At 69.6% G+C, this 19,881-nt stretch carries 24 protein-coding genes and 1 tRNA gene; 19 read left to right on the top strand and 6 right to left on the bottom strand.

Annotated features, from left to right (window positions below; all coding sequences use genetic code 11):
• Nucleotides 1-39: 39 nt before the first annotated feature.
• Both C1N74_RS11600 and C1N74_RS11595 read right to left on the bottom strand, forming a co-directional pair.
• The gene (locus C1N74_RS11600) at nucleotides 40-783 is read right to left on the bottom strand and encodes an HIRAN domain-containing protein (RefSeq protein WP_137750572.1); all 744 of its coding nucleotides are present in this window, start codon (nucleotides 781-783) and stop codon (nucleotides 40-42) included.
• On the bottom strand, nucleotides 780-1,691 hold the full coding sequence (locus tag C1N74_RS11595) for a hypothetical protein (RefSeq protein ID WP_137750571.1): 912 nt from the start codon (nucleotides 1,689-1,691) through the stop codon (nucleotides 780-782). Before C1N74_RS11595 ends, C1N74_RS11600 begins: the two co-directional genes overlap by 4 nt.
• 87 nt (nucleotides 1,692-1,778) lie before the next feature.
• Here C1N74_RS11595 and C1N74_RS16410 point away from each other — a divergent pair, with 87 nt between their 5' ends.
• The 4 genes from C1N74_RS16410 to C1N74_RS11580 all read left to right on the top strand — a co-directional run bounded on the left by C1N74_RS16410 (nucleotide 1,779) and on the right by C1N74_RS11580 (nucleotide 3,308).
• The gene (locus C1N74_RS16410) at nucleotides 1,779-1,967 is read left to right on the top strand and encodes a hypothetical protein (RefSeq protein WP_181405522.1); all 189 of its coding nucleotides are present in this window, start codon (nucleotides 1,779-1,781) and stop codon (nucleotides 1,965-1,967) included.
• Nucleotides 1,968-2,019: 52 nt separating this feature from the next.
• The gene (locus C1N74_RS11590) at nucleotides 2,020-2,226 is read left to right on the top strand and encodes a hypothetical protein (RefSeq protein WP_114599092.1); all 207 of its coding nucleotides are present in this window, start codon (nucleotides 2,020-2,022) and stop codon (nucleotides 2,224-2,226) included.
• Nucleotides 2,227-2,716: 490 nt separating this feature from the next.
• Complete coding sequence (locus C1N74_RS11585) at nucleotides 2,717-2,956, top strand: hypothetical protein (protein WP_137750570.1); 240 nt, start codon at nucleotides 2,717-2,719, stop codon at nucleotides 2,954-2,956.
• Nucleotides 2,957-2,972: 16 nt separating this feature from the next.
• Entirely contained in the window at nucleotides 2,973-3,308 is a 336-nt protein-coding gene (locus C1N74_RS11580) for a tyrosine-type recombinase/integrase (protein ID WP_309147430.1), read from the top strand.
• A gap of 24 nt (nucleotides 3,309-3,332) precedes the next feature.
• Here the strand turns inward: C1N74_RS11580 and C1N74_RS11575 are convergent.
• Nucleotides 3,333-3,408: transfer RNA gene (locus C1N74_RS11575), tRNA-Arg, on the bottom strand.
• Between the two features lie 88 nt (nucleotides 3,409-3,496).
• Here C1N74_RS11575 and C1N74_RS11570 point away from each other — a divergent pair.
• The 4 genes from C1N74_RS11570 to C1N74_RS11555 are packed head-to-tail and all read left to right on the top strand — an operon-like array spanning nucleotide 3,497 to nucleotide 5,233.
• Entirely contained in the window at nucleotides 3,497-3,922 is a 426-nt protein-coding gene (locus C1N74_RS11570) for a hypothetical protein (RefSeq protein ID WP_088380217.1), read from the top strand.
• Nucleotides 3,919-4,272, top strand: a complete 354-nt coding sequence (locus tag C1N74_RS11565; protein ID WP_103842211.1) for a transcriptional regulator — start codon at nucleotides 3,919-3,921, stop codon at nucleotides 4,270-4,272. The genes C1N74_RS11570 and C1N74_RS11565 overlap by 4 nt, the downstream gene beginning before the upstream one ends.
• Nucleotides 4,269-4,868, top strand: coding sequence for an N-acetyltransferase (locus C1N74_RS11560; protein ID WP_137750568.1), 600 nt, complete (start codon nucleotides 4,269-4,271; stop codon nucleotides 4,866-4,868). The genes C1N74_RS11565 and C1N74_RS11560 overlap by 4 nt, the downstream gene beginning before the upstream one ends.
• Nucleotides 4,865-5,233, top strand: coding sequence for a nuclear transport factor 2 family protein (locus C1N74_RS11555; RefSeq protein WP_137750567.1), 369 nt, complete (start codon nucleotides 4,865-4,867; stop codon nucleotides 5,231-5,233). Before C1N74_RS11560 ends, C1N74_RS11555 begins: the two co-directional genes overlap by 4 nt.
• Nucleotides 5,234-5,242: 9 nt before the next feature.
• Here C1N74_RS11555 and C1N74_RS11550 read toward each other — a convergent pair whose 3' ends face one another.
• A complete protein-coding gene (locus C1N74_RS11550) occupies nucleotides 5,243-6,049 on the bottom strand; it encodes an SGNH/GDSL hydrolase family protein (RefSeq protein ID WP_036306130.1) in 807 nt (268 codons plus the stop codon).
• Nucleotides 6,050-6,088: 39 nt separating this feature from the next.
• Between C1N74_RS11550 and C1N74_RS11545 the strand changes: the two genes are divergently transcribed.
• Nucleotides 6,089-6,541, top strand: a complete 453-nt coding sequence (locus C1N74_RS11545) for a GNAT family N-acetyltransferase (RefSeq protein ID WP_023955243.1) — start codon at nucleotides 6,089-6,091, stop codon at nucleotides 6,539-6,541.
• Between the two features lie 5 nt (nucleotides 6,542-6,546).
• On the opposite strand, the gene C1N74_RS11540 is transcribed toward C1N74_RS11545, so the two are convergent.
• Nucleotides 6,547-6,954, bottom strand: a complete 408-nt coding sequence (locus C1N74_RS11540) for a RidA family protein (RefSeq protein WP_023955241.1) — start codon at nucleotides 6,952-6,954, stop codon at nucleotides 6,547-6,549.
• A gap of 104 nt (nucleotides 6,955-7,058) precedes the next feature.
• On the opposite strand from C1N74_RS11540, the gene C1N74_RS11535 reads away from it, so the two are divergent.
• From C1N74_RS11535 to C1N74_RS11525, 3 genes are read left to right on the top strand one after another with little or no spacing between them, the layout of a single operon-like run.
• Nucleotides 7,059-7,886, top strand: coding sequence for a transglutaminase family protein (locus tag C1N74_RS11535; RefSeq protein WP_064955621.1), 828 nt, complete (start codon nucleotides 7,059-7,061; stop codon nucleotides 7,884-7,886).
• A gap of 59 nt (nucleotides 7,887-7,945) precedes the next feature.
• Entirely contained in the window at nucleotides 7,946-9,613 is a 1,668-nt protein-coding gene (locus C1N74_RS11530) for an arginine--tRNA ligase (RefSeq protein ID WP_088380215.1), read from the top strand.
• Nucleotides 9,614-9,618: 5 nt separating this feature from the next.
• Entirely contained in the window at nucleotides 9,619-10,434 is an 816-nt protein-coding gene (locus tag C1N74_RS11525; protein WP_023955235.1) for a DUF2993 domain-containing protein, read from the top strand.
• 19 nt (nucleotides 10,435-10,453) lie between these two features.
• Here the strand turns inward: C1N74_RS11525 and C1N74_RS11520 are convergent, their stop codons facing one another.
• Nucleotides 10,454-10,966 carry a hypothetical protein gene (locus tag C1N74_RS11520; RefSeq protein WP_023955233.1) on the bottom strand — a complete coding sequence of 171 codons (513 nt, stop codon included), beginning with the start codon at nucleotides 10,964-10,966 and terminating at the stop codon, nucleotides 10,454-10,456.
• Between the two features lie 38 nt (nucleotides 10,967-11,004).
• Between C1N74_RS11520 and C1N74_RS11515 the strand changes: the two genes are divergently transcribed.
• The 7 genes from C1N74_RS11515 (at nucleotide 11,005) to prfA (ending at nucleotide 19,845) form a co-directional block, all read left to right on the top strand.
• On the top strand, nucleotides 11,005-11,598 hold the full coding sequence (locus tag C1N74_RS11515; protein WP_023955231.1) for a YdeI family protein: 594 nt from the start codon (nucleotides 11,005-11,007) through the stop codon (nucleotides 11,596-11,598).
• Between the two features lie 129 nt (nucleotides 11,599-11,727).
• Nucleotides 11,728-13,137, top strand: a complete 1,410-nt coding sequence (lysA, locus tag C1N74_RS11510) for a diaminopimelate decarboxylase (protein ID WP_137750566.1) — start codon at nucleotides 11,728-11,730, stop codon at nucleotides 13,135-13,137.
• A complete protein-coding gene (locus tag C1N74_RS11505) occupies nucleotides 13,134-14,453 on the top strand; it encodes a homoserine dehydrogenase (protein ID WP_023955227.1) in 1,320 nt (439 codons plus the stop codon). Before lysA ends, C1N74_RS11505 begins: the two co-directional genes overlap by 4 nt.
• A 1-nt stretch (nucleotide 14,454) precedes the next feature.
• Complete coding sequence (gene thrC, locus C1N74_RS11500) at nucleotides 14,455-15,540, top strand: threonine synthase (protein ID WP_088380213.1); 1,086 nt, start codon at nucleotides 14,455-14,457, stop codon at nucleotides 15,538-15,540.
• Nucleotides 15,537-16,466: a homoserine kinase gene (thrB, locus tag C1N74_RS11495; protein WP_137750565.1), complete on the top strand. Its 930-nt coding sequence runs from the start codon at nucleotides 15,537-15,539 to the stop codon at nucleotides 16,464-16,466. The genes thrC and thrB overlap by 4 nt, the downstream gene beginning before the upstream one ends.
• A gap of 152 nt (nucleotides 16,467-16,618) precedes the next feature.
• Complete coding sequence (gene rho / locus C1N74_RS11490; RefSeq protein ID WP_137750564.1) at nucleotides 16,619-18,766, top strand: transcription termination factor Rho; 2,148 nt, start codon at nucleotides 16,619-16,621, stop codon at nucleotides 18,764-18,766.
• A gap of 2 nt (nucleotides 18,767-18,768) precedes the next feature.
• A complete protein-coding gene (gene prfA / locus C1N74_RS11485) occupies nucleotides 18,769-19,845 on the top strand; it encodes a peptide chain release factor 1 (protein WP_023955219.1) in 1,077 nt (358 codons plus the stop codon).
• Nucleotides 19,846-19,881: the final 36 nt, after the last annotated feature.

Here is a 19,881-nt window from a genome sequence, read left to right as displayed (position 1 = left end):
GCGGGAAGCTGCAACGTCTAAGCATGGCGGCCGGTTCGATCAGCTTGGCTGTCCCACCCGCGGTGACTTGCCCATCAGCTTGCAGAGCAAACGAGTGTGCGCCGGCGCCTCCGGGTTGACCCGCTCGGCAGCCAGACTGAGCTCCCAACCATCGAGCATGAGTTCACTCACCTCGCCGCAAAGCCAATCAGGTACCCAGCCGAGCTGGCGCCCATTCGCCGCGTCGACGATGACGGCCTTCGGATTGGCGTCGTTGTCTGGCTGAGCTCGTAGCTCGAGTTGGTCTCCCTCGGCCACAAACGAGAGATCGTCGCCCGCGGGGATCACATGCCGGAGCCCCGACACGAAGAACCTGCTCATGAAAGACGCGTCACGACGTAGCGGACGATCAACGATATGGAAGGTGTCCGTAGCTCGCCCGCCTCCCGTGCGAGCCAGCACTTCTACCGGGATGGTGTCTGGCTCGGCGTCAGCCAGCCCCAGCCAGCCTAGGTACTGACGATAGTTGTAGCGATCCGGTGACATGACCCGGTTCGCGAAGAACACCGGGAGCGTGTCGCTCAAGTAGGTCTTGCGAAGATCCGGGTACTCGACCAGAGCGTAGAATCCGTCAGTCTCAGTCGCAGCGGGCAGGTACTTGAACGAGAAGCGCCCATCCGCCAGGTGGGTCAACTCCGCTACCGGGACGAATCGACGCGTGGAGGGATTCTGCCACACGAGCAGGAGGCTTCGGTCGACCGAGTTGATCGCCTCGAAGGTGGTGTCGTGCAGTGGCAAGTTCAAGAGGTGAGCCTTTCGCGGTTCTCTAGTAGAACGTTGAGAGCAAAGGTACGCGCGGCCTCCGACATCGTGTCGGTCGGTACTTCATAGACGATACCCGCTACCTGCCGCAGGTCGATGGACTGCATCTGCCGCCCCCAGTGCTGTCGAGCGACCGGGCTTGCCAGGTTGAGTGCTTCCTTGGCCAGGTCGACGAGCGAGGGTCGGCCCGCGAAGTGGTGACTGCGCCCTCGATCTAGCCACCGAGATCGAAGCTCGAGATCATCGTTCAGTCTTGCGAGCTTTGACGAAGTCTCTTGGAACCCCAGAGCGTTGCCATGATCGAACGAGGGGGAAAGAGCGCGACCCTCGGTGCTACTAATCACGCCCCAGTTCTCATGATGGCGATCGCGACCTGCCACCCAGGCGTCGAGCAGCAGGTATCCCGCCCAGACATCGAAGGCGTCCATCTCCGACGGACCGGTGAAGGTGGGCGGCGCGGTCGCTGAGCGGAGAGCCTGTTGCACTGCCGCCACGGTATAGCCCGGGTTCTCTCGCTTTCTAGCTGATTCATAGTCCGGAACGACCTCCACGAGCAGACTGTTCCCGTGATCGAGTCGTTGACCCGCTTCGGGGTTGTTTGTGCGCCGAGAGACGATGCCACGGCGCCCGTCGCAACGGGCTGGCATCACTTGCGCGGTCGGAACGCCTAGACAAGTCGCAAGGTGGTGGACCAGCCACTCAGCCCAATCCTCACCCAGCGTGCGCCCCTGCCCCTCCCGGGCGAACTTGAACAGCCAGACCGACTCGTCCTCAGGATTCACCACCCAGTACTTCTCTTTGGTGCCGAGAGGCTCCCCCGAGATTTCGTCAGCTGACGCGACCTCGACGGGGGCCCAAGGTGTGATCACTTGGCGAGCATAACCAGCCACGCGGTCAAATCCTCAACGCGTCGTGAGGCAGGAGCTACAAGGCCGGAGGTGCTGTCTAAGCTTGCGGGTTACAGTCCCGCTATGAGGATGGGAACCTACAACGTGCCCGGCGTCGGGGAAGTGTTCGTCGTCGTTGACGTGCACGAGTTCGCTCAGGCTGGCTACTCGCTTCGGTCTGTGGACTCGGCTCGCCACAGTGACGGCCGGGAGCTGTCGGAGTTGGAGCTGCAAGCCGTAGAAGCGGAGCTGCGTCGTCTTGGTGTGACGAACCAGTAGCCGTGACGAACGCGCTCTAGCCGCAGGGCGGAGCTGTGGCTAGGGTCAGGGCATGGGGAGCTTTTTCGACGGGGTATGGGGTTTCGTTTCCGATCAGGTGCACGAAGCCGCTGCTCAACAGATCGCCGACGTCGCAAGGTCGGAAGGTTTGCAGTCAGCCGACTCTGTCAGCATCGAACTGGAGCCGACCGACGACGGCGTGGAGATTGACGTCGAACGCGTTCGACGTCGCGCCAATGAGATCCTCGCGGGGCTCTGAGGCGTGTGTCGCGGCGCACCCCGTTACGCCCTGCGTCCGTGACTAGACACGCTCCGGCGTCCCACCCACTCGAAGGTGAGGGATGACAGGACGCTGACGCTCCGCTCAACTATTCGTCGATCGAAATCGACGCCCCCTGCTGATATGGGGCGTCGATTCGTTCAAGGGCAGCGCGTCACTGGACGGAGATTACGGACCAGCGTCCTTCTGTCGTGGTGTGGCCCATCATGCCGTGCAGAGTCGATGGCGTCGCGAAGCCAACTGCGGACGTCGCGGTGAGGGCGACGTCCGTTCCGGACCTCACGGTGATGGTCTCGCCGTTGAGCTCGATTGTGAGTACCGCGCCCTGGGAGTAGCACCGGGGGCGGAGTCCACGGTCGATATGACCGATCCACCTGAGAGGTTCTGGAAGCGGAGTCTGCCGTTTCCCAGGACCCACACGTAGTTCAGGGCGGTGGCGCCGTGCGATCGGAACGCGATGCCCGCGTGGATGACGTCCGCGTTCGGCCCCGCGAGTGACGTGCCCAACACCGCTGTGATCGTGCAGTTGACGAGTCCCGAGTCCACCACGATCGCAGCCCGGCCACTCGTCGTGCGCACGCCGCCCTGGTTGCCCCTGATGTCGGCGTTGGCGGCGTTGAAGTTCTGCGCCTGGGTGATCCAGGGCAGGCCGTCGTCGGTCAGTCCGAGAGGTCCGTCCGGTCGCAAGAACGACGCGGTGAAGCCCTGAGAGGCGCGACGAGCTCCTGTTCGGCGACGGGAGGACCCACGTCAAGCTGCCGGCATCTCGAAACGGCTGGTTCACCGCGACGATCGCGATGGTGCGCGCCGCCGACAAGACGTTCCCCCGAATCACCCCTCACGACCTGCGGCACACGGCCGCGTCGGTGGCTGTATCCACTGGCGCGCACGCGAAATCGGTGCAGCGGATGCTGGGTCACGCGTCGGCTGCGATGACGCTCGACGTGTACGCGGACCTGTTCGACGACGATCTAGACGCCGTTGCGAAGGCCCTCAACAAGGCGGAGCGCTCCGCGAGCGTTGCCACCTCGTTGCCACGAAGGAGGGGCCGCGAGGTCTGAATGATCCGCGACCCCTTCTCGCACTGGTGCCCCCGACAGGAATCGAACCTGCGACCTTTGGTACCGGAAACCAACGCTCTATCCCCTGAGCTACGGAGGCGTGCCGATCGAGACTATCACCGCGGAGGCGACCGAAACGACCGTGGGGGAGGTGGCGACGCTCACTTTACAAGTGTTAAAGTCATTGCATGACGCAAAACAACTTCGCTTACGATGACGCAGCCCGCATGGTCGCCGTCGGCACGAAGGCCGAGAGGGATGCGCGTCGCGCCACGCGATGGTTCCGGGTCTTCGTCGTGGCGCAAGCCGCGTACGCGCTCGCGTTCACCCTGTCGATCGACGTCGCCGGCGTCGGCTATTGGAAGGCGTTCGCGCCCTTCCTCCTCGCCACGCTCTGCATCTGGATCATCGCGTTCCGCTACCAGCGGTCGGTGCCCCGTAACGGACTGCGGAATATGGGCATCGCGATCGCGACGTGGTTCGCGCTGTACACCCTGATGCTCGACCCCGCGCTCCAACTGCTGCAGCTCTCTTCGCCGTGGTGGTGGGTTCTCGCGGGAGTCGTGTCGGTCTCTCCGATCCTCGCCTGCCTCTTCCCGAGCTCACGCCGATGAGTCATCCGCGCAAGGACATCGACGCCCTCATCCACTCGCCTGTGCGGTTCTCGCTGCTGGCTGCCCTCCGCAATCTCGAGGACGTCGACTTCCGCTTCCTCGCCGACCTGCTCGAGGTGAGCGACTCGACCCTCTCGCAGACGCTCACCGTGCTGGCCGACGCGGGGCTCGTCGAGGTGCGGAAAGAAGCCGTCGGCCGGCGGACGCGGACGTGGGTCGGCATCACGGATGCCGGTCGCGAGGCGTTCGCCCGTCACCTGGCGACGCTGCAGGCGATCGTCGAATCCGGGTCGGCGACGCCGACTGCGCCGGCATCCGACCACAAGCAACCCCGGGATGCACCCGCATGACACCTCGCACTCGTCTCGCCGCCGAGAACGAACTGGATGCCGCGGCCGATGCGCTCGCGGCAGCATTCGAGCACTACCCGTGGACGCGCCATGTCATCCCCGACGATGACTACGCGGGGCGGCTCCGTGAGCTGCAGCTCGTCTACCTGCGGCACGCGCACGCCCACGGCTTCGTCGGGATCACGGGCCCCGCTGACGGAGTGATCGCCGCGCTCCCGCCGGATGCACCCGAGCCGGCGCCGGGCGTCGTCGACCGCATCGTGCAGCTGCACGGCGACCGGCTCGGGCGCCTCGGTGACGCCACTTCCGAGCCGGGCGAGCCGGACTCGTGGCGGATCGAGACGGTCGGCGTCGTGCCCGCCCGTCAGGGGCGCGGTCTCGCATCCGACCTCATCCGGTTCGCGCTCGCGGAGGGCGCGCGACGGGGCGCTGGCCGATTCGCGCTCGACACGTCGGACGAGCGCAACGTCCGGCTCTACGAACGACACGGCTTCTCGGTGGTTTCGCGGGCCGAGCCGCCCGAGGCGCCACCGGTGTGGAGCATGAGCGCCCTCGCCGGCCCTGCCGCTGCGATGAACGAAAGGACCCGGGCATGACCGCATCCGACACTCTCGCGCGCTACATCGCCGCGACCAACACCCACGACTTCGACGAGGTCGAACAGGTGCTCGACCCGAGCGCGGTGTACTACTTCGGCGATGCCACCTGCGCCGGTCTCGCGGCGGTCCGCACCTACTTCGAGCGGACATGGGCGCTCATTCCCGATGAGGTCTACGGGGCGGAGGACGTCGAGTGGGTCGTGGATGCCGCCGACGCGGCGGTGGCCGTTTACACGTACCGGTGGAGCGGACACATCGACGGACAGGCCCGAAGCGGTCGCGGTCGTGCGACCAACGTCTTCCACCGCACCGGCTCGGGCTGGCGCCTCGTGCACGAACACCTCAGCGCGGGGCCTTCGTAGGCCAGCGGCTCAGGGGACGAGCGGCTCGGGGGCGGGCTCGGCGGCGACCACCGGTGCTTCGGTGATCGCCGCGACGTCGGCCGCCAGGCGATCGGCGAGATAAGCGTGCCCCGCCGTCGAGGGGTGGTCGCGGCCCGTGGCGCTCGTGTCGATGACGTCGCTGTAGTTGGCCTCGGTGATCCAGTCCTCGGCGATGGGGGACAGGTACCACCAGCCCCGGGCACCGGCGAGCTCGGCGAGATCCCGGTCGATGCGGGCCGTCTCGCTCTCCACGGGAAGCACCTGCGGCGCCGGACCGAGTACGACGATGCGCGCTTCGGGGTAGGTCGCCGCGAGGTCGTCCCACGCCGCGTTCACAGCGTCGCGGTACCCGGCCGCACCTTGCCTGCGGTCGTTGATCGACCCCTGAACGATTACGAGGTCGGGATCGAGCGCGGGGTCGAGCGCGGCGATTCGGTCACCGAACGAGGGCCCGTCGATGCCCGGCTTGAGGTAGCCGCTGCCGCGAACGCCGTCGACGATCGTCGTCCACCCCGTTCGCTGAGCGACGACATACGCGTACCCGAGCGTCGGATCGGATGCCGCGGAGCCGTACGTCCACGAGTCGCCGAAGATCAGAACGCGCGCACCCGTGGGAAGCGCGAGCGGCGCCGCCTCGACCCTGACGACCGTGCCGGGGGCGGCTGCCACCGGCGCCGCCGTGGGCGCCGCCCAGGGGCGCAGGAACGCCGTCAGCGCCAGCGCGACCACCGCGGCCGAGATCGCCGAGACGGCCCACACGCTTCTGCGGCGGGGACGGGCGTTTCGGGTTCGCACACGCTGAGGGTACGTCATCCGATCGGGTAGGAAGGACGGGTGACTCCCGATCGCCCGCTTCCCCCCGGCTACACGCTGCACACCACGCCTCCGAGCGTGGCCGATTACGTCGCTCTGCGCACCGAGAGCGGGCTGTCGCCCAAGACGCCGGCGCAGGCTGCGGCTGCGATCGCGGGCACATGGGCGTTCCGACGCGTCGCGGACGCCGACGGCCGGAGCGTCGCGATGGGGCGCATCGTCGGCGACGGCGGGTGGTACTTCCTCGTGGCAGACATGGCCACCCTTCCGGCGCACCAGGGCAACGGCTTCGGGTCGCTCATCCTCGACGAGCTGCTCGCCGAGATCCGTGATCGTGCGGACGAGGGCGCGTACATCACGCTCACCGCCGATCCGCCGGGGCGCCGTCTGTACGAGTCGCGCGGGTTCACCGACGTCGCCCCGGCGCGTACGGGGATGAGCATGGTTCTGCGGACCGTGCGGCCCGAGGCCTGACTCCCTCAGTCGCGGACGGCGGCGACCGCCTCGATCTCGACCAGCTGGTCGTCGTAGCCGAGTACCGTCACACCCATCAGGGTGCTGGGCACGTCGTGGTCGCCGAACGCGTCGCGCACGACCTCCCAGGCGGTGACGAGGTCGGCCTGCGAGCTCGAGGCGACGAGAACGCGGGTGCTGATGACGTTCTCGATCCCTGCGCCGGCAGCGGCGAGCGCCCCTCTCATGTTCTCGATGCAGGATGCCGCCTGCGCGGCGTAGTCTCCGACGCCGACCGTCGACCCGTCGGCGGCGAGCGGGCAGGAACCGGCGAGGAAGATGAGGCGCGCGTCCGCGGGGGCGGTGGCGGCGTACGCGTATTCAGCGGCATCCGAGAGAGACGACGCGCGGATGAGGGTGACGGTCTTCGACATGAGGGCTCCTCGTTTCGTGGCCGACCACCAGCCTGCCATCGTGGGCGATCCGATCACCGCCGGGAGCGGCCCGACGGCGCTTCGCCGCGTGCGAGGATTACCCGGTGCAGCGCATCCTGACGGCCGAACTCGACCTCCAGATGACCGGTCCCGTCGACGTCATCCTGCAGATCGCCGCGTCGCGCGCGGCGTCTCTCCGCGACGAAGAACTGAGCATCACGCTCGCCGGCCGCTCGCTCTCCGTCTCCGAGATCGTCGACCCGCCCGCCTCTCCCACCGGCACCCGCATCCACCGCGTCGCTGGCGAGGCGGGGACGATCGCCATCCGCTACCGGGCGGTCGTCGACGGCACCGCCGCCCCGTCGCCGACGAGCGAACTCGACACCATCGCCTATCTGCGGCCGAGTCGCTATGCGCAGTCCGACGAGGTGTTCGCGCACGCGCGCCGACAGTTCCGTGGCCTGCAGGGGCCCGCACTGGTCTCGGCGATCGGCGACTTCGTGGCCACGAACACGACCTACGCGCCCGGCCTCAGCCTCGGCACCGACTCCGCGGTCACGACCCTCGCGACCGGACAGGGGGTGTGCCGCGACTACGCCCACCTCGTCATCGCGCTGCTGCGGGCGATGGACGTTCCCGCGCGCTACGCCGCCTGCTATGCGCCGGGGCTGCGTCCGATGGATTTTCACGCGGTCGCCGAGGCGTATGTCGACGGGGCCTGGCACGTCATCGACGCGACCCGGCTGTCGAACCGCCGCGGTCTCGTCCGAATCGCGACCGGCCGGGATGCCGCCGACTGCGCGTTCCTCAGCTACTACGGCGGCAACGTCGCGCTCACGCATCTTCGCGTCGATGCCGAGGTCGCCGGGGGAGACGCGACCGTCGACGATCCCGCCCGAGACGATCACGAGGCGTTCATCACCCTCGCGTGATGCCGTCGTCGAGACGTTCAGCATCGGGCCTGCGGCCGCCCGCCTAGAATCGGAGGGCTATGAATCCCGATGCTCTCGCCGAAGCCCTCCTGTCCGTCGTCGCCCCTCTCGCCGAGGCGCGACGCCCCGGCTCGAGCGATGGCCTCACCGCCGCCGACTTCGTCTTCGAGCGTCCCAAGAACCGCGACCACGGTGACTGGGCGTCGAACGCGGCGATGAAGCTCGCCAAGCGCGTCGGCACGAACCCGCGTGAGTTCGCCGCCGAGATCGCGGCGGCGCTCGCCGAGACGCCGGGCGTGGCATCCGTCGAGGTCGCCGGCCCCGGGTTCATCAACATCCGGCTGGATGCCGCCGCCGCCGGCGCGCTCGCACGAGAGATCGTCGAGGCCGGGGCCGCCTTCGGCCGCAACGACAGCCAGGCCGGCAACTCGATCAACCTCGAGTTCGTCAGCGCGAATCCGACGGGGCCCATGCACATCGGGCACACGCGGTGGGCGGCGCTCGGTGACGCGATCGCCCGGCTGCTGCTGGCCAGCGGGGCCGAGCTCGTTCGCGAGTTCTACATCAACGACGCTGGCGCGCAGATGCAGCGGTTCGGGCGTTCGGTGCTCGCGAGCGCCAAGGGAGAGCCCACGCCCGAAGACGGCTACCCGGGCGCGTACATCGACGACCTCGCGCGGCGGGTCCTGTCGGCGCGCCCCGATCTGCTGACCCTCGCGCCCGAGGAGCAGGAGCAGGTCGCACTCGACCTCGGCTACGAGCTTCAGATGGCCGACCTGAAGGACTCGCTCGAGAAGTTCAACGTGCACTTCGACGTCTTCTTCAGCGAGCGGCTCCTGCACGCGACCCCCGCCGACGGCGGACCGAGCCTCGTCGACCAGGCCGTCGACCGCCTGCGAGCGCAGGGACACGTCTTCGATCAGGATGACGCCGTCTGGGTGCGGACGACCGACTTCGGTGACGACAAAGACCGCGTCATCCGCCGTTCCAACGGCGAGTACACCTACTTCGCCGCCGACGCCGCTTACTACCTCAACAAGGGCGATCGCGGTTTCGCACACAAGATCTACCTGCTGGGCGCCGATCACCACGGGTACGTCCACCGTCTGAAAGCGCTCGCGGGCGCGGCCGGTGACGACCCCGAGAAGGACATCGAGGTGCTGATCGGCCAGCTCGTCTCGGTCAACGGTGCCCGCCTGTCCAAGCGCGCCGGGAACATCATCGAGCTCGACGACCTGCGCGACTGGCTCGGCACCGATGCACTGCGCTACTCGCTCGCCCGTTACCCCGCCGACTCGCCGCTGACGCTCGATCCGGAGATCCTGCAGAAGCGCACGAACGACAACCCCGTGTTCTACGTGCAGTACGCGCACGCCCGCACGCACAACGTCGCGCGCAACGCCGCCGACTCCGGCGTCACCCGCGACGCCTTCGCTCCGGAGATGCTCGACCACGAGACCGAGTCGGCTCTCCTCGGCGCGCTCCAGGAGTTCCCGCGCATCGTGGCCTTCGCCGCCGAACTGCGCGAGCCGCACCGCGTCGCCCGGTACCTCGAGGAGCTCGCGAGCCTCTACCACCGCTGGTACGACACCTGCCGTGTCACGCCGCTCGGCGACGAGGAGGTCACCGACCTCCACCGCACCCGGCTCTGGCTCAACGACGCCACCGGACAGGTGCTGCGCAACGGGCTCGACCTCTTGGGCGTCAGCGCCCCCGAACGGATGTGACCGACGTGAGCGGTGCCACGCAGCCCACCGTTCCGCTGCCCGAGGCGATCCCCGTGTCGCCGAAGCGACGGCGGCGGGCACTGCCGTGGATCATCGCTCTCGTCGTGGTCGTCGGCCTCGCGATCGCCGCGTGGTTCGTCGCCGAGAGCATCACGCGCAGCATCCTCACGAACACCGTGCGCGAGCAGATCATCACCCGCCTCGCGCTGCCCGAAGACCAGCAGATCGACGTCGGCTTCGACGAGCCGGTGCTGCCGCAGGTCATCGGGGGCCGGCTCGACCGTCTCGACGTTTCCAGTGACGGCATCCCGCTCGGCGACGTCCTGGCCGACGTGTCGGTGCGCGCGACCGATGTCCCCATCCGAGCCGACGGGGGCGACATCGGGTCGGCCGAGGCGACGGTGGTGTTCGCGGAGGACCAGCTGGAGACCCTGCTCTCGCAGGTCTCCGGGGTCTCGGGAGCAGGGGTCGAGCTCGACCCGCCGAACGTGACGGTGCAGGTCGAGATGCCGCTGTTCGCGCTCTCCGTCCCGCTCGGACTCGACCTGACTCCGAGCGCCGTGGACGGTGACATCGTTCTCACGCCCGCCGCCGTGCGGCTCGGCGGTGCGGAACTGACCGGCGACGACCTCCGTCAGCGGTTCGGCTCGGCCACCGACGGGGTATTGCGCGACTACCCGATCTGCATCCGCGATCGCCTTCCCGCCGGGTTGACGCTGCGCGAGGTGCGCGTCGAGCGCGGCGCACTGGTCGCCGAGGTCGACGTCGACGGAGCGATCATCCGCGATCCGGCGCTTCAGGCCGACGGAACCTGCGCCTGAGCCAGCCGCCTCGCCGCGCTCAGTGGCCGTGGGCGAGGAGCAGCGCGATGGCGACCACGGCGACCAGCCCGAGCAGCAGCGCGGATGCGATCAGACGCTGCAGCGCTGTCAGACCCGTGCGCGCGCTGGCGAGCAGCACGACCCCGACGAGCACCGCCGCGTCGGCGATGATCCCGATGATCAGCGCCGTATCGAGGTCGATGACGTCGAGCAGGGCGAGGAGCAGCGCGAGCAGGGGGAGCGACGCGGTTCCGAGGGCGACCACGGCCGTCCGCGCCATGACCGCCAGCTCTCGTCCGCTCGGAAACTGCCGATGCCCGATCTGATGGGCGATGACTTCAGCGACGAAGCCGGCGGCGGCGATGGCGAAGATGCCGACCGCGAGGGCGAAGATCGACTCGGTGACCGTGACGTGCTCGGCGGTGAAGAGGCCCGCGAGGATCGCCAATCCGGTCACGGTGGCGTAGATGCGTTCCTTCAGCGCGCCGATGCGCTCGTCGAGTCGTGCTGCATCATCGGTGTGATTGCCCATGGTCGCCTCCTGCGCCAGGCTACAAGGGTGGAGTGCTCATGACAGCGGATGCCGGCGGTCCGCCTCTTCTCGTCGTCGCGGATGCGGCCGCGTGGCGAGCCTGGCTCGATGTCTACGAGTCCGACTCCGACGGCGTGCGGCTGGTGCTCGCGAAGAAGAACGTGACGGAGCCGACGTCGCTGACGTACGCCGAGGCGCTCGACGAGGCGCTCTGCAGCGGCTGGATCGACGGCCGGCGGAACTCCCGAGACGAGTCCACCTTCCTGCAGCTGTTCACACCGCGCCGCGCCCGTTCGATCTGGTCGCTGCGCAACGTGGGGATCATCGAGCGGCTGGTCGCGGAGGGTCGCATGCGCCCGAGAGGGCAGATCGAGGTCGACCGTGCGCGCGCCGACGGACGGTGGGAGCGCGCCTACGCCGGGCAGGCCGGGGCTGCGATGCCGGTCGACCTCGAGGCGGCGCTCGCGGCGTCGCCCGCGGCATCCCGCCGGTTCGCCGCGCTCCGCGCCGCCGAGCGGTACTCCATCCTGCATCCTGTCCTGAGCGCGCCGTCGGATGCTGCGCGGGCCGCACGGATCCGCCGGGCCGTCGCCCGGCTCGCGGAAGAGGACACGCCCTCGTCGCTCTCGTGAGCGGGCTCACGGCCGTGTCTGTCGCGGGCGGTCACACCGGCGGAGCCCGCACGGCGGGTGTCCTAGACTGGCGGCACCGTCGCGGCCTCGTCTGCCGGACGGTCAGCGTCTCTCCCGATTGGTGTTCCCGTGTCCGCGTCCGACGTCCGCCCTGCCGTGCCGGAATGGCTGCTTCCTCCCGCCGACGTCAACGCACTGGTCGAAGCCGTCTGGCCGCCTCGCGCCGGCCGCGACGACAGCGGCGCGCTGTCGATCGGCGGTATCGCGGCGACCGACTTGGCCGCGCAGTTCGGCACGCCGCTCTACGTGCTCGACCAGGATGCCGTCGTCGCGCAGGCGCGTCGCGTCCGTCAGGCATTCGACGCCGCTGCCGCACGTCACGGCACGACTGCGCGCGTCTACTACGCCGGCAAGGCGTTCCTGAGCACCGAGATCGTGCGCTGGGTGACGGCGGAGGGACTCGCGGTCGACGTCGCCACCGGCGGCGAGCTCGCCGTCGCGCTGGCGGCCGGAGCGGATCCGGCGCGCATCGGGCTGCACGGCAACAACAAGTCGCGCCTCGAGCTCGCGCGCGCCGTCGAACTCGGAGTCGGGTCCGTCATCGTCGACAGCCTCGTCGAGATCGACCGGATCGCCGAGATCGCCGCCGCACGCGGGGCGGTCCAGCCGGTGCTCGTCCGCGTCAACAGCGGCGTGCACGCCGAGACCCACGACTTCCTCGCGACGGCGCACGAAGACCAGAAGTTCGGCTTCGCGCTCACGGATGCCGAGGCCGTGGTCGCTCGCATCCGCGAGCTGCCCTCACTGCGTTTCGTGGGGCTGCACTGCCATATCGGATCGCAGATCTTCGGTACGGCGGGCTTCGCCGAGTCGGCGTCGCGGCTCGTGGCCGTCCACGCCCGCCTTCTGGGCGGCGGCGACGTGCCGGTGCTGAACCTCGGCGGCGGCTTCGGCATCGCCTACACCAGCGTCGACGACCCGACCCCGATCGAAGACCTGGCCGACGGGGTCGTCGCGGCCGTCGCCCGCGAGTGCGAGGCCCACGACATCCCGCTGCCGATGCTCGCCTTCGAGCCCGGCCGCGCCATCGTCGGCCGCGCCGGGGTGACCCTGTACGAGGTCGGCACCACCAAGCCGGTCCGCGTCAGCGACGAGCTCGAGCGTCTGTATGTCAGCGTCGACGGCGGCATGAGCGACAACGCACGGCCCGCCCTCTATGGAGCGGCCTATTCGGCACGAGTCGCGAACCGTCGCAGTGACGCGCCCGCTGCGCTCTCGCGTGTCGTGGGTCGGCACTGCGAGTCGGGAGACATCGTCGTCGATGCCGAATACCTGCCCGCCGACGTCACCCCGGGTGATCTGCTGGCCGTCCCGGCGACGGGGGCCTACTGCTACTCGCTCGCCAGCAACTACAACTACGTCCCCCGCCCGCCCGTCGTCGCCGTCTCGGACGGCGTCGCCCGGGTGATCGTCCGCGGCGAGACGATCGATGACCTGCTCGCCCGTGACGCGGGCATCCCCACAGAAGGAGCCGAATGACGGACTATCGCCGCCTGCGCGTGGCCCTGCTCGGAGCCGGCGCCGTCGGCTCGCAGGTCGCCGCCCTGTTGCTCAAGCACGGAGACGAACTGGCCGATCGGGCCGGAGCCGCCCTCGACCTCGTCGGTATCTCGGTGCGCGACATCGATGCGCCGCGAGACGTCGAGCTCCCCCGCGAGCTGCTGACGACCGACCCCGAGCCGCTCCTCGTCGGCTCCGACATCGTCATCGAGCTCATGGGCGGCATCGAGCCCGCGCGCACGAGCATCCTCCAGGCGATCGGTGCCGGAGCCGACATCGTGACGGCGAACAAGGCGCTGCTCGCGACCCACGGACCCGAGCTGTTCGAAGCGGCCGACCAGGTGGGCGCGTCGATCTACTACGAGGCTGCGGCCGCCGGCGCCATCCCGATCATCCGCCCGCTGCGCGACTCGCTCGCCGGCGACCGGGTGCAGCGCATCATGGGCATCGTCAACGGAACGACGAACTACATCCTCGACCGCATGGACCGCGAGGGTTCGGACTTCGCCGACGTCTTGGCCGACGCGCAGGCGCTCGGGTACGCCGAGGCCGACCCGACGGCCGACGTCGAGGGGTACGACGCCGCCCAGAAGGCCGCGATCCTCGCGTCGCTCGCCTTCCACACCGCCGTGCCGCTGAACGCCGTGCACCGCGAGGGCATCACCCAGATCGACGCCGACATGATGGATGCCGCACGCAAGGCCGGCTACGTCATCAAGCTCCTCGCCGTGTGCGAGCGGCTCGCCGACGCCGAGGTGTCGCCGTCGGGCGAGACGATCTCGGTGCGTGTGTACCCCGCGCTCGTCCCGCGCGAGCACCCGCTCGCGAGCGTCCACGGAGCCAACAACGCCGTCTTCGTCCAGGCGGAGGCCGCGGGTGATCTGATGTTCTACGGCGCGGGCGCGGGCGGGGTGCAGACCGCGTCGGCCGTGCTGGGCGACGTCGTCTCGGCCGCCCGCCGCCACATCGCCGGCGGCGTGGGCGTGGGGGAGTCCACCCGGGCGAACCTGCCGGTCGTCCCGATCGGACACGTCACGACGCGCTACCAGATCACACTCGAGGTCGACGACCGCTCCGGTGTCCTCGCCGCGGTGGCGGGCCTCCTCAGCGACGGCAACGTCTCGGTGGCGACGCTCGAGCAGACGATCGTCGCCGACGGCGATGTCCAGACCGCCCGCCTGGTCATCGGCACCCACACCGCCCGCGAGCAGGACCTCAGCGATGCCGTCGCCTCGCTCGGCGAGAGCGGCGTCGTCAAGCGCGTCGTGTCGGTGCTGCGGGTGGAGGGGGACTGACATGGCGCATGTCTGGCAGGGAGTGCTGCGCGAGTTCGCCGACCGCCTCGACGTCACCGACACCTCGACCGTCGTCACCCTGGGGGAGGGCGGCACGCCGCTCGTCCCTGCTCGCGAGCTCTCGCACCGTACGGGCGCCGACGTCTGGGTGAAGTTCGAAGGGATGAACCCGACGGGTTCGTTCAAGGACCGCGGCATGACGGTCGCGCTCTCGCGCGCCGTCGAGCACGGCGCGAAGGCGGTCATCTGCGCCTCGACGGGCAACACGTCGGCGTCTGCGGCGGCCTACGCCGCGCACGCCGGCATCACGGCTGCCGTCCTCGTCCCCGAGGGCAAGATCGCGATGGGCAAGCTGAGCCAGGCCGTCGCGCACGGAGGGCGTCTCATCCAGATCCGCGGCAACTTCGACGACTGTCTCGAGATCGCCCGCGAACTGGCCGACCATTACCCCGTGCACCTGGTCAACTCCGTCAACCCCGACCGCATCGACGGACAGAAGACCGCGGCGTACGAGATCGTGTCGCAGCTGGGTGACGCGCCGGACTTCCACTTCGTGCCCGTCGGCAACGCCGGCAACTACACGGCTCACGCTCGGGGCTATCGCGAGGAGGCCGCCCGCGGGGCAGCGACGCGCGTGCCGCGGATGTTCGGCTTCCAGGCCGCCGGATCGGCGCCGCTCGTCCGCGGCGAGGTCGTGAAAGACCCCGACACCATCGCGACGGCGATCCGCATCGGCAACCCCGCGTCGTGGCACCTCGCCCTCGAGGCGCGCGATGCGACCCAGGGCTGGTTCGGAGCCATCGACGACGAGCGCATCCTCGCGGCGCAGAAGCTCCTCGCGAGCACGGCCGGCGTGTTCGTCGAACCCGCGTCGGCGATCACCGTCGCAGGACTCCTCGACCGTGCCGAAGCGGGCGTCATCCCCGCCGGCTCGACGGTCGTGCTGACCGTCACCGGTCACGGCCTGAAGGACCCGCAGTGGGCTCTCCGTAACGCGGACGGCCGTCAGGCCGAGCCGGTCGTCGTCGACGCGACCACCTCCGAGGTGGCATCCGTGCTCGATCTCGCGCCGGAGGCGACGGCATGACCCGGTCGGTCCAGGTGCGCGTTCCCGCGACCAGCGCCAACCTCGGCCCCGGCTTCGACACTCTGGGGCTCGCGCTCAGCGTCTACGACGAACTCATCGTCACGGAACTGCCGGACCCGGGCCTGGAGATCACCGTCGCGGGCGAGGGCGCCGCCGACGTCCCGACCGATGCCTCGCACCTCGTCGTGCGGGCGATGGCCTACGCCTACGAGGCGTTCGGGCGGACGATGCCCGGCGTGCGTCTCGAAGCGGTCAACGCGATCCCGCACGGGCGGGGGATGGGCTCGTCGGGTGCTGCGGTCGTGTCCGGCCTCCTCGCGGCGAAGGGCCTCCTCGCGGGTGACGTCGAGATCGGCGCCGATGCGCTGCTGCGCCTGGCCACCGAGCTCGAGGGGCACCCCGACAACGTCGCGCCGGCCCTGTTCGGCGGCCTCACGATCGCGTGGGTCGACGAGCACGGCCCGCAGCACAAGAAGCTCCTCGTCCACCGCGGCGTCGCGCCGCTGGTGTTCGTGCCGGACTTCACGATGTCGACATCCGTCGCCCGAGGATTCGATCCCCTCCAGGTCACCCGTGAAGACGCGATCTTCAACCTCTCGCGCTCCGCGCTGCTCGTCGCGGCCCTCACGCAGAGCCCCGATCTGCTGCTGGCCGCCACCGAGGACAAGCTCCACCAGTCCTACCGGGCGCAGGCGATGGTCGAGACCGACAAGCTCGTGCGCGCCCTGCGCGCCGAGGGGTTCGCGGCGGTCGTGTCGGGTGCCGGCCCCAGCGTCCTCGTGCTCGCCGATGGTCCGGGCCAGCGCCTCGCCGCCGCCGAGGTCGCCGCGCATACCACAGACACCCCGTGGGACGCGCGGATGCTGGCGGTCGATGTACGCGGTGGTATGGTGAGGGACCATACGGAGGGTTCCACACCTTTGTGATCTGAGCCTCCGTCGCAATTCTGCGAATCACCGCGAACACCCCTGATCCATACCCCGTGCCGTCGGCCGGACGCGTGTGGCAGGTGGATGGCGCCCGCCGTGGACGGCGCTGGACGCGGTTCTGACATATCCACCGTTTAAGAGGAGCACTCGTGGAGTCCAACTCCGAGAACCTGACGATCGACGAGACCGTCGACGCCCCGACCGAGGAAGCGGCCGAGCAGCAGGATGCCGTCGTGGAGACGCCCACCGAGGCGGCTGCCCCCGCTGAGGAGACGCGCGCCGAAGCCGCGGCATCTGACGCCTCGGACGTTGCTGCTGCCGAGGCGGACGCCCCGGCGGAGGCCGTGGAGACCGCCGAGGCCGCGGCGCCCGCCGAGCCCGCCGAGGCCGCAGCGCCCGCGGAGAAGCCGGCGAAGGCGCCGCGCAAGCGCGCGCCCCGCCGCGCCAAGAGCACCGATGTCCCGGCCACCGACGAGGCGCCCGCCGCGGAGACCGCTGCGTCCGACGCGCCCGCGGAGACCTCCGCGTCCGACGCGGAGGCGCCCGCCGCGGACGTCGTCTCGGCAGAGGCCGCGTCGACCGCCGACGAGACGGCTCCGGCCGCCGATGCCGCCGAGGCGACCGCCGACGCAGAGACCACCCCGGCGGAGAGCACCGAGGCGCCGAAGAAGCCGGCGCGTGGCCGTGGCCGCGGCCGCAACGCGAAGAAGGACGCCGAGACCGAGGCCGCTCCGAGCACCGACGCCCCGGCCGAATCCGCCGACGCTCCGGCTGCCGAGGGCGCTTCCGAGACGCCCGCCGAGCAGGCGCCGGACGCCGAGGCATCCTCCGACGACTCGTCGAAGACCGAGTCCGGAGAGGGCGACGGCGAGTCGTCCGGCCGTTCGCGGAGCCGGTCGCGCAGCCGCAACCGCAACCGCAATAAGGACAACGCCCAGGGCAACCAGGCTCAGGCCGGCCAGAATCAGGGCGGCAACCAGAACCAGGGCGCGGGTCAGAACCAGGGCGGCAACAACGGCCCGGACGACGACGACGCGCCCGGCCAGAGCGGCCGTGGCCGCCAGCGCAACAAGCGGCGTGGCCAGGGCGGGGGCGGCGACGAGTTCGAGACCGAGATCAGCGAGGACGACGTCCTCATCCCGATCGCCGGTGTGCTCGACGTCCTCGACAACTACGCCTTCGTCCGCACGACCGGCTACCTCCCCGGCCCGCAGGACGTCTACGTCTCGCTCGGCCAGGTCAAGAAGTACAACCTGCGCAAGGGCGACGCCGTCGTCGGCGCGATCAAGCAGCCCCGCGAGGGCGAGCAGTCGAGCCGGCAGAAGTACAACGCGCTCGTCAAGGTCGACTCGATCAACGGCCTGTCCGTCGAGGACGCCGCCGGCCGCGTCGAGTTCGGCAAGCTGACGCCCCTGTACCCGCAGGAGCGCCTGCGCCTCGAGACCGGCCCCGAGAAGCTGACCCAGCGGATCATCGACCTCGTGGCCCCGATCGGCAAGGGACAGCGCGGTCTCATCGTCGCGCCGCCCAAGGCCGGCAAGACGATCGTGCTGCAGCAGATCGCCGGCGCGATCGCGCAGAACAACCCCGAGGTCCACCTCATGGTCGTGCTCGTCGACGAGCGTCCCGAAGAGGTCACCGACATGCAGCGCACGGTCAAGGGCGAGGTCATCGCCTCGACGTTCGACCGTCCCGCCGAGGACCACACCACGGTCGCCGAGCTCGCGATCGAGCGCGCCAAGCGTCTCGTCGAGCTCGGCCGCGACGTCGTCGTGCTGCTCGACTCGATCACGCGCCTCGGCCGCGCCTACAACCTGTCGGCTCCGACGTCGGGACGCGTCCTGACCGGTGGCGTCGACGCGTCGGCGCTGTACCCGCCCAAGCGCTTCTTCGGCGCGGCGCGCAACATCGAGAACGGCGGTTCGCTCACGATCCTCGCGACGGCGCTGGTGGAGACCGGGTCCAAGATGGACGAGGTCATCTTCGAGGAGTTCAAGGGCACGGGCAACAGCGAGCTGCGTCTGTCGCGTCAGCTGGCCGACAAGCGCATCTTCCCCGCCGTCGACGTCAACGCCTCGTCGACGCGTCGCGAAGAGATGCTGCTCTCGTCCGACGAGGTCAAGATCACGTGGAAGCTGCGCCGTGCCCTCGCCGGGCTCGACCAGCAGCACGCGCTCGGCGTCATCCTCGACAAGCTCAAGGAGACGCAGTCCAACGTCGAGTTCCTCGTTCAGATGCAGAAGTCGATCCCGGCGCCGACCACGCACTCGGGCGGGCACGACAACAGCATCCGCTGATCATGTTCGAGTCGGTCCGAGGGCTGCTCGACGAGCACCGCGCGGTTCAGGAGGAGCTCTCCGACCCCGCGGTGCACGCCGACGCCGCGCGCGCCAAGCGCGTGAACCGGCGCTACGCCGAGCTGTCGCGGATCGTCGCGGCCCACGACGCGTGGGTCGCGGCATCCGACGACCTCGCGGCGGCTCGCGAGCTCGCTCGTGAGGACGACGCGTTCGCGGCGGAGGTGCCGGCCCTCGAGGAGGGGCTGCGCGAGGCGCAGGAGCGCCTGCGTCGCCTGCTCATCCCGCGCGATCCCGACGACGCCCGCGACGTCATCATGGAGATCAAGCAGGGCGAAGGGGGAGCGGAGTCCGCTCTGTTCGCCGCCGACCTGCTGCGGATGTACATGCAGTACGCCGCCTCGCGCGGCTGGAAGACCGAGCTTCTCGAGCGCAACGAGTCCGACCTCGGCGGGTACAAGGACGTCCAGGTCGCCATTAAGGGATCGTCCTCCGACCCGTCGCAGGGAGTGTGGGCGCACCTGAAGTACGAGGGCGGGGTGCACCGCGTGCAGCGGGTGCCCGCCACCGAGTCGCAGGGGCGCATCCACACCTCCACGACGGGCGTGCTCGTGTTCCCCGAGGTCGATGAGCCCGAAGAGATCACGATCGACCCGAACGACCTGAAGATCGACGTCTTCCGCTCCTCGGGCCCCGGCGGGCAGTCGGTCAACACGACCGACTCCGCCGTGCGGATCACGCACGTGCCCACGGGCATCGTCGTCTCGATGCAGAACGAGAAGAGTCAGCTGCAGAACCGCGAGGCCGGCATGCGCGTGCTGCGCGCCCGGCTGCTGGCGAAGCAGCAGGAGGAGCGGGATGCCGCGGCATCCGACGCCCGCCGCTCGCAGATCCGCGGGATGGACCGGTCCGAGCGCATCCGCACCTACAACTTCCCCGAGAACCGCATCGCGGATCACCGGACGGGCTACAAGGCCTACAACCTCGATCAGGTGATGGACGGCGCCCTCGGACCCGTCATCGACAGCTGCATCGCCGCCGACGAAGAGGCCCGCCTGGCGGCTCTCGCCGACGACTGACCCTCGCGCTTCCTCGCGCTGGCGCGTCGACTCGCC

It is taken from the genome of Microbacterium sp. SGAir0570 (genome assembly GCF_005491085.2).
GTDB lineage: Bacteria > Actinomycetota > Actinomycetes > Actinomycetales > Microbacteriaceae > Microbacterium > Microbacterium arborescens.
Note: the sequence above shows the minus strand (reverse complement) of the source record. Positions and strands in the feature narration are given on the sequence as shown.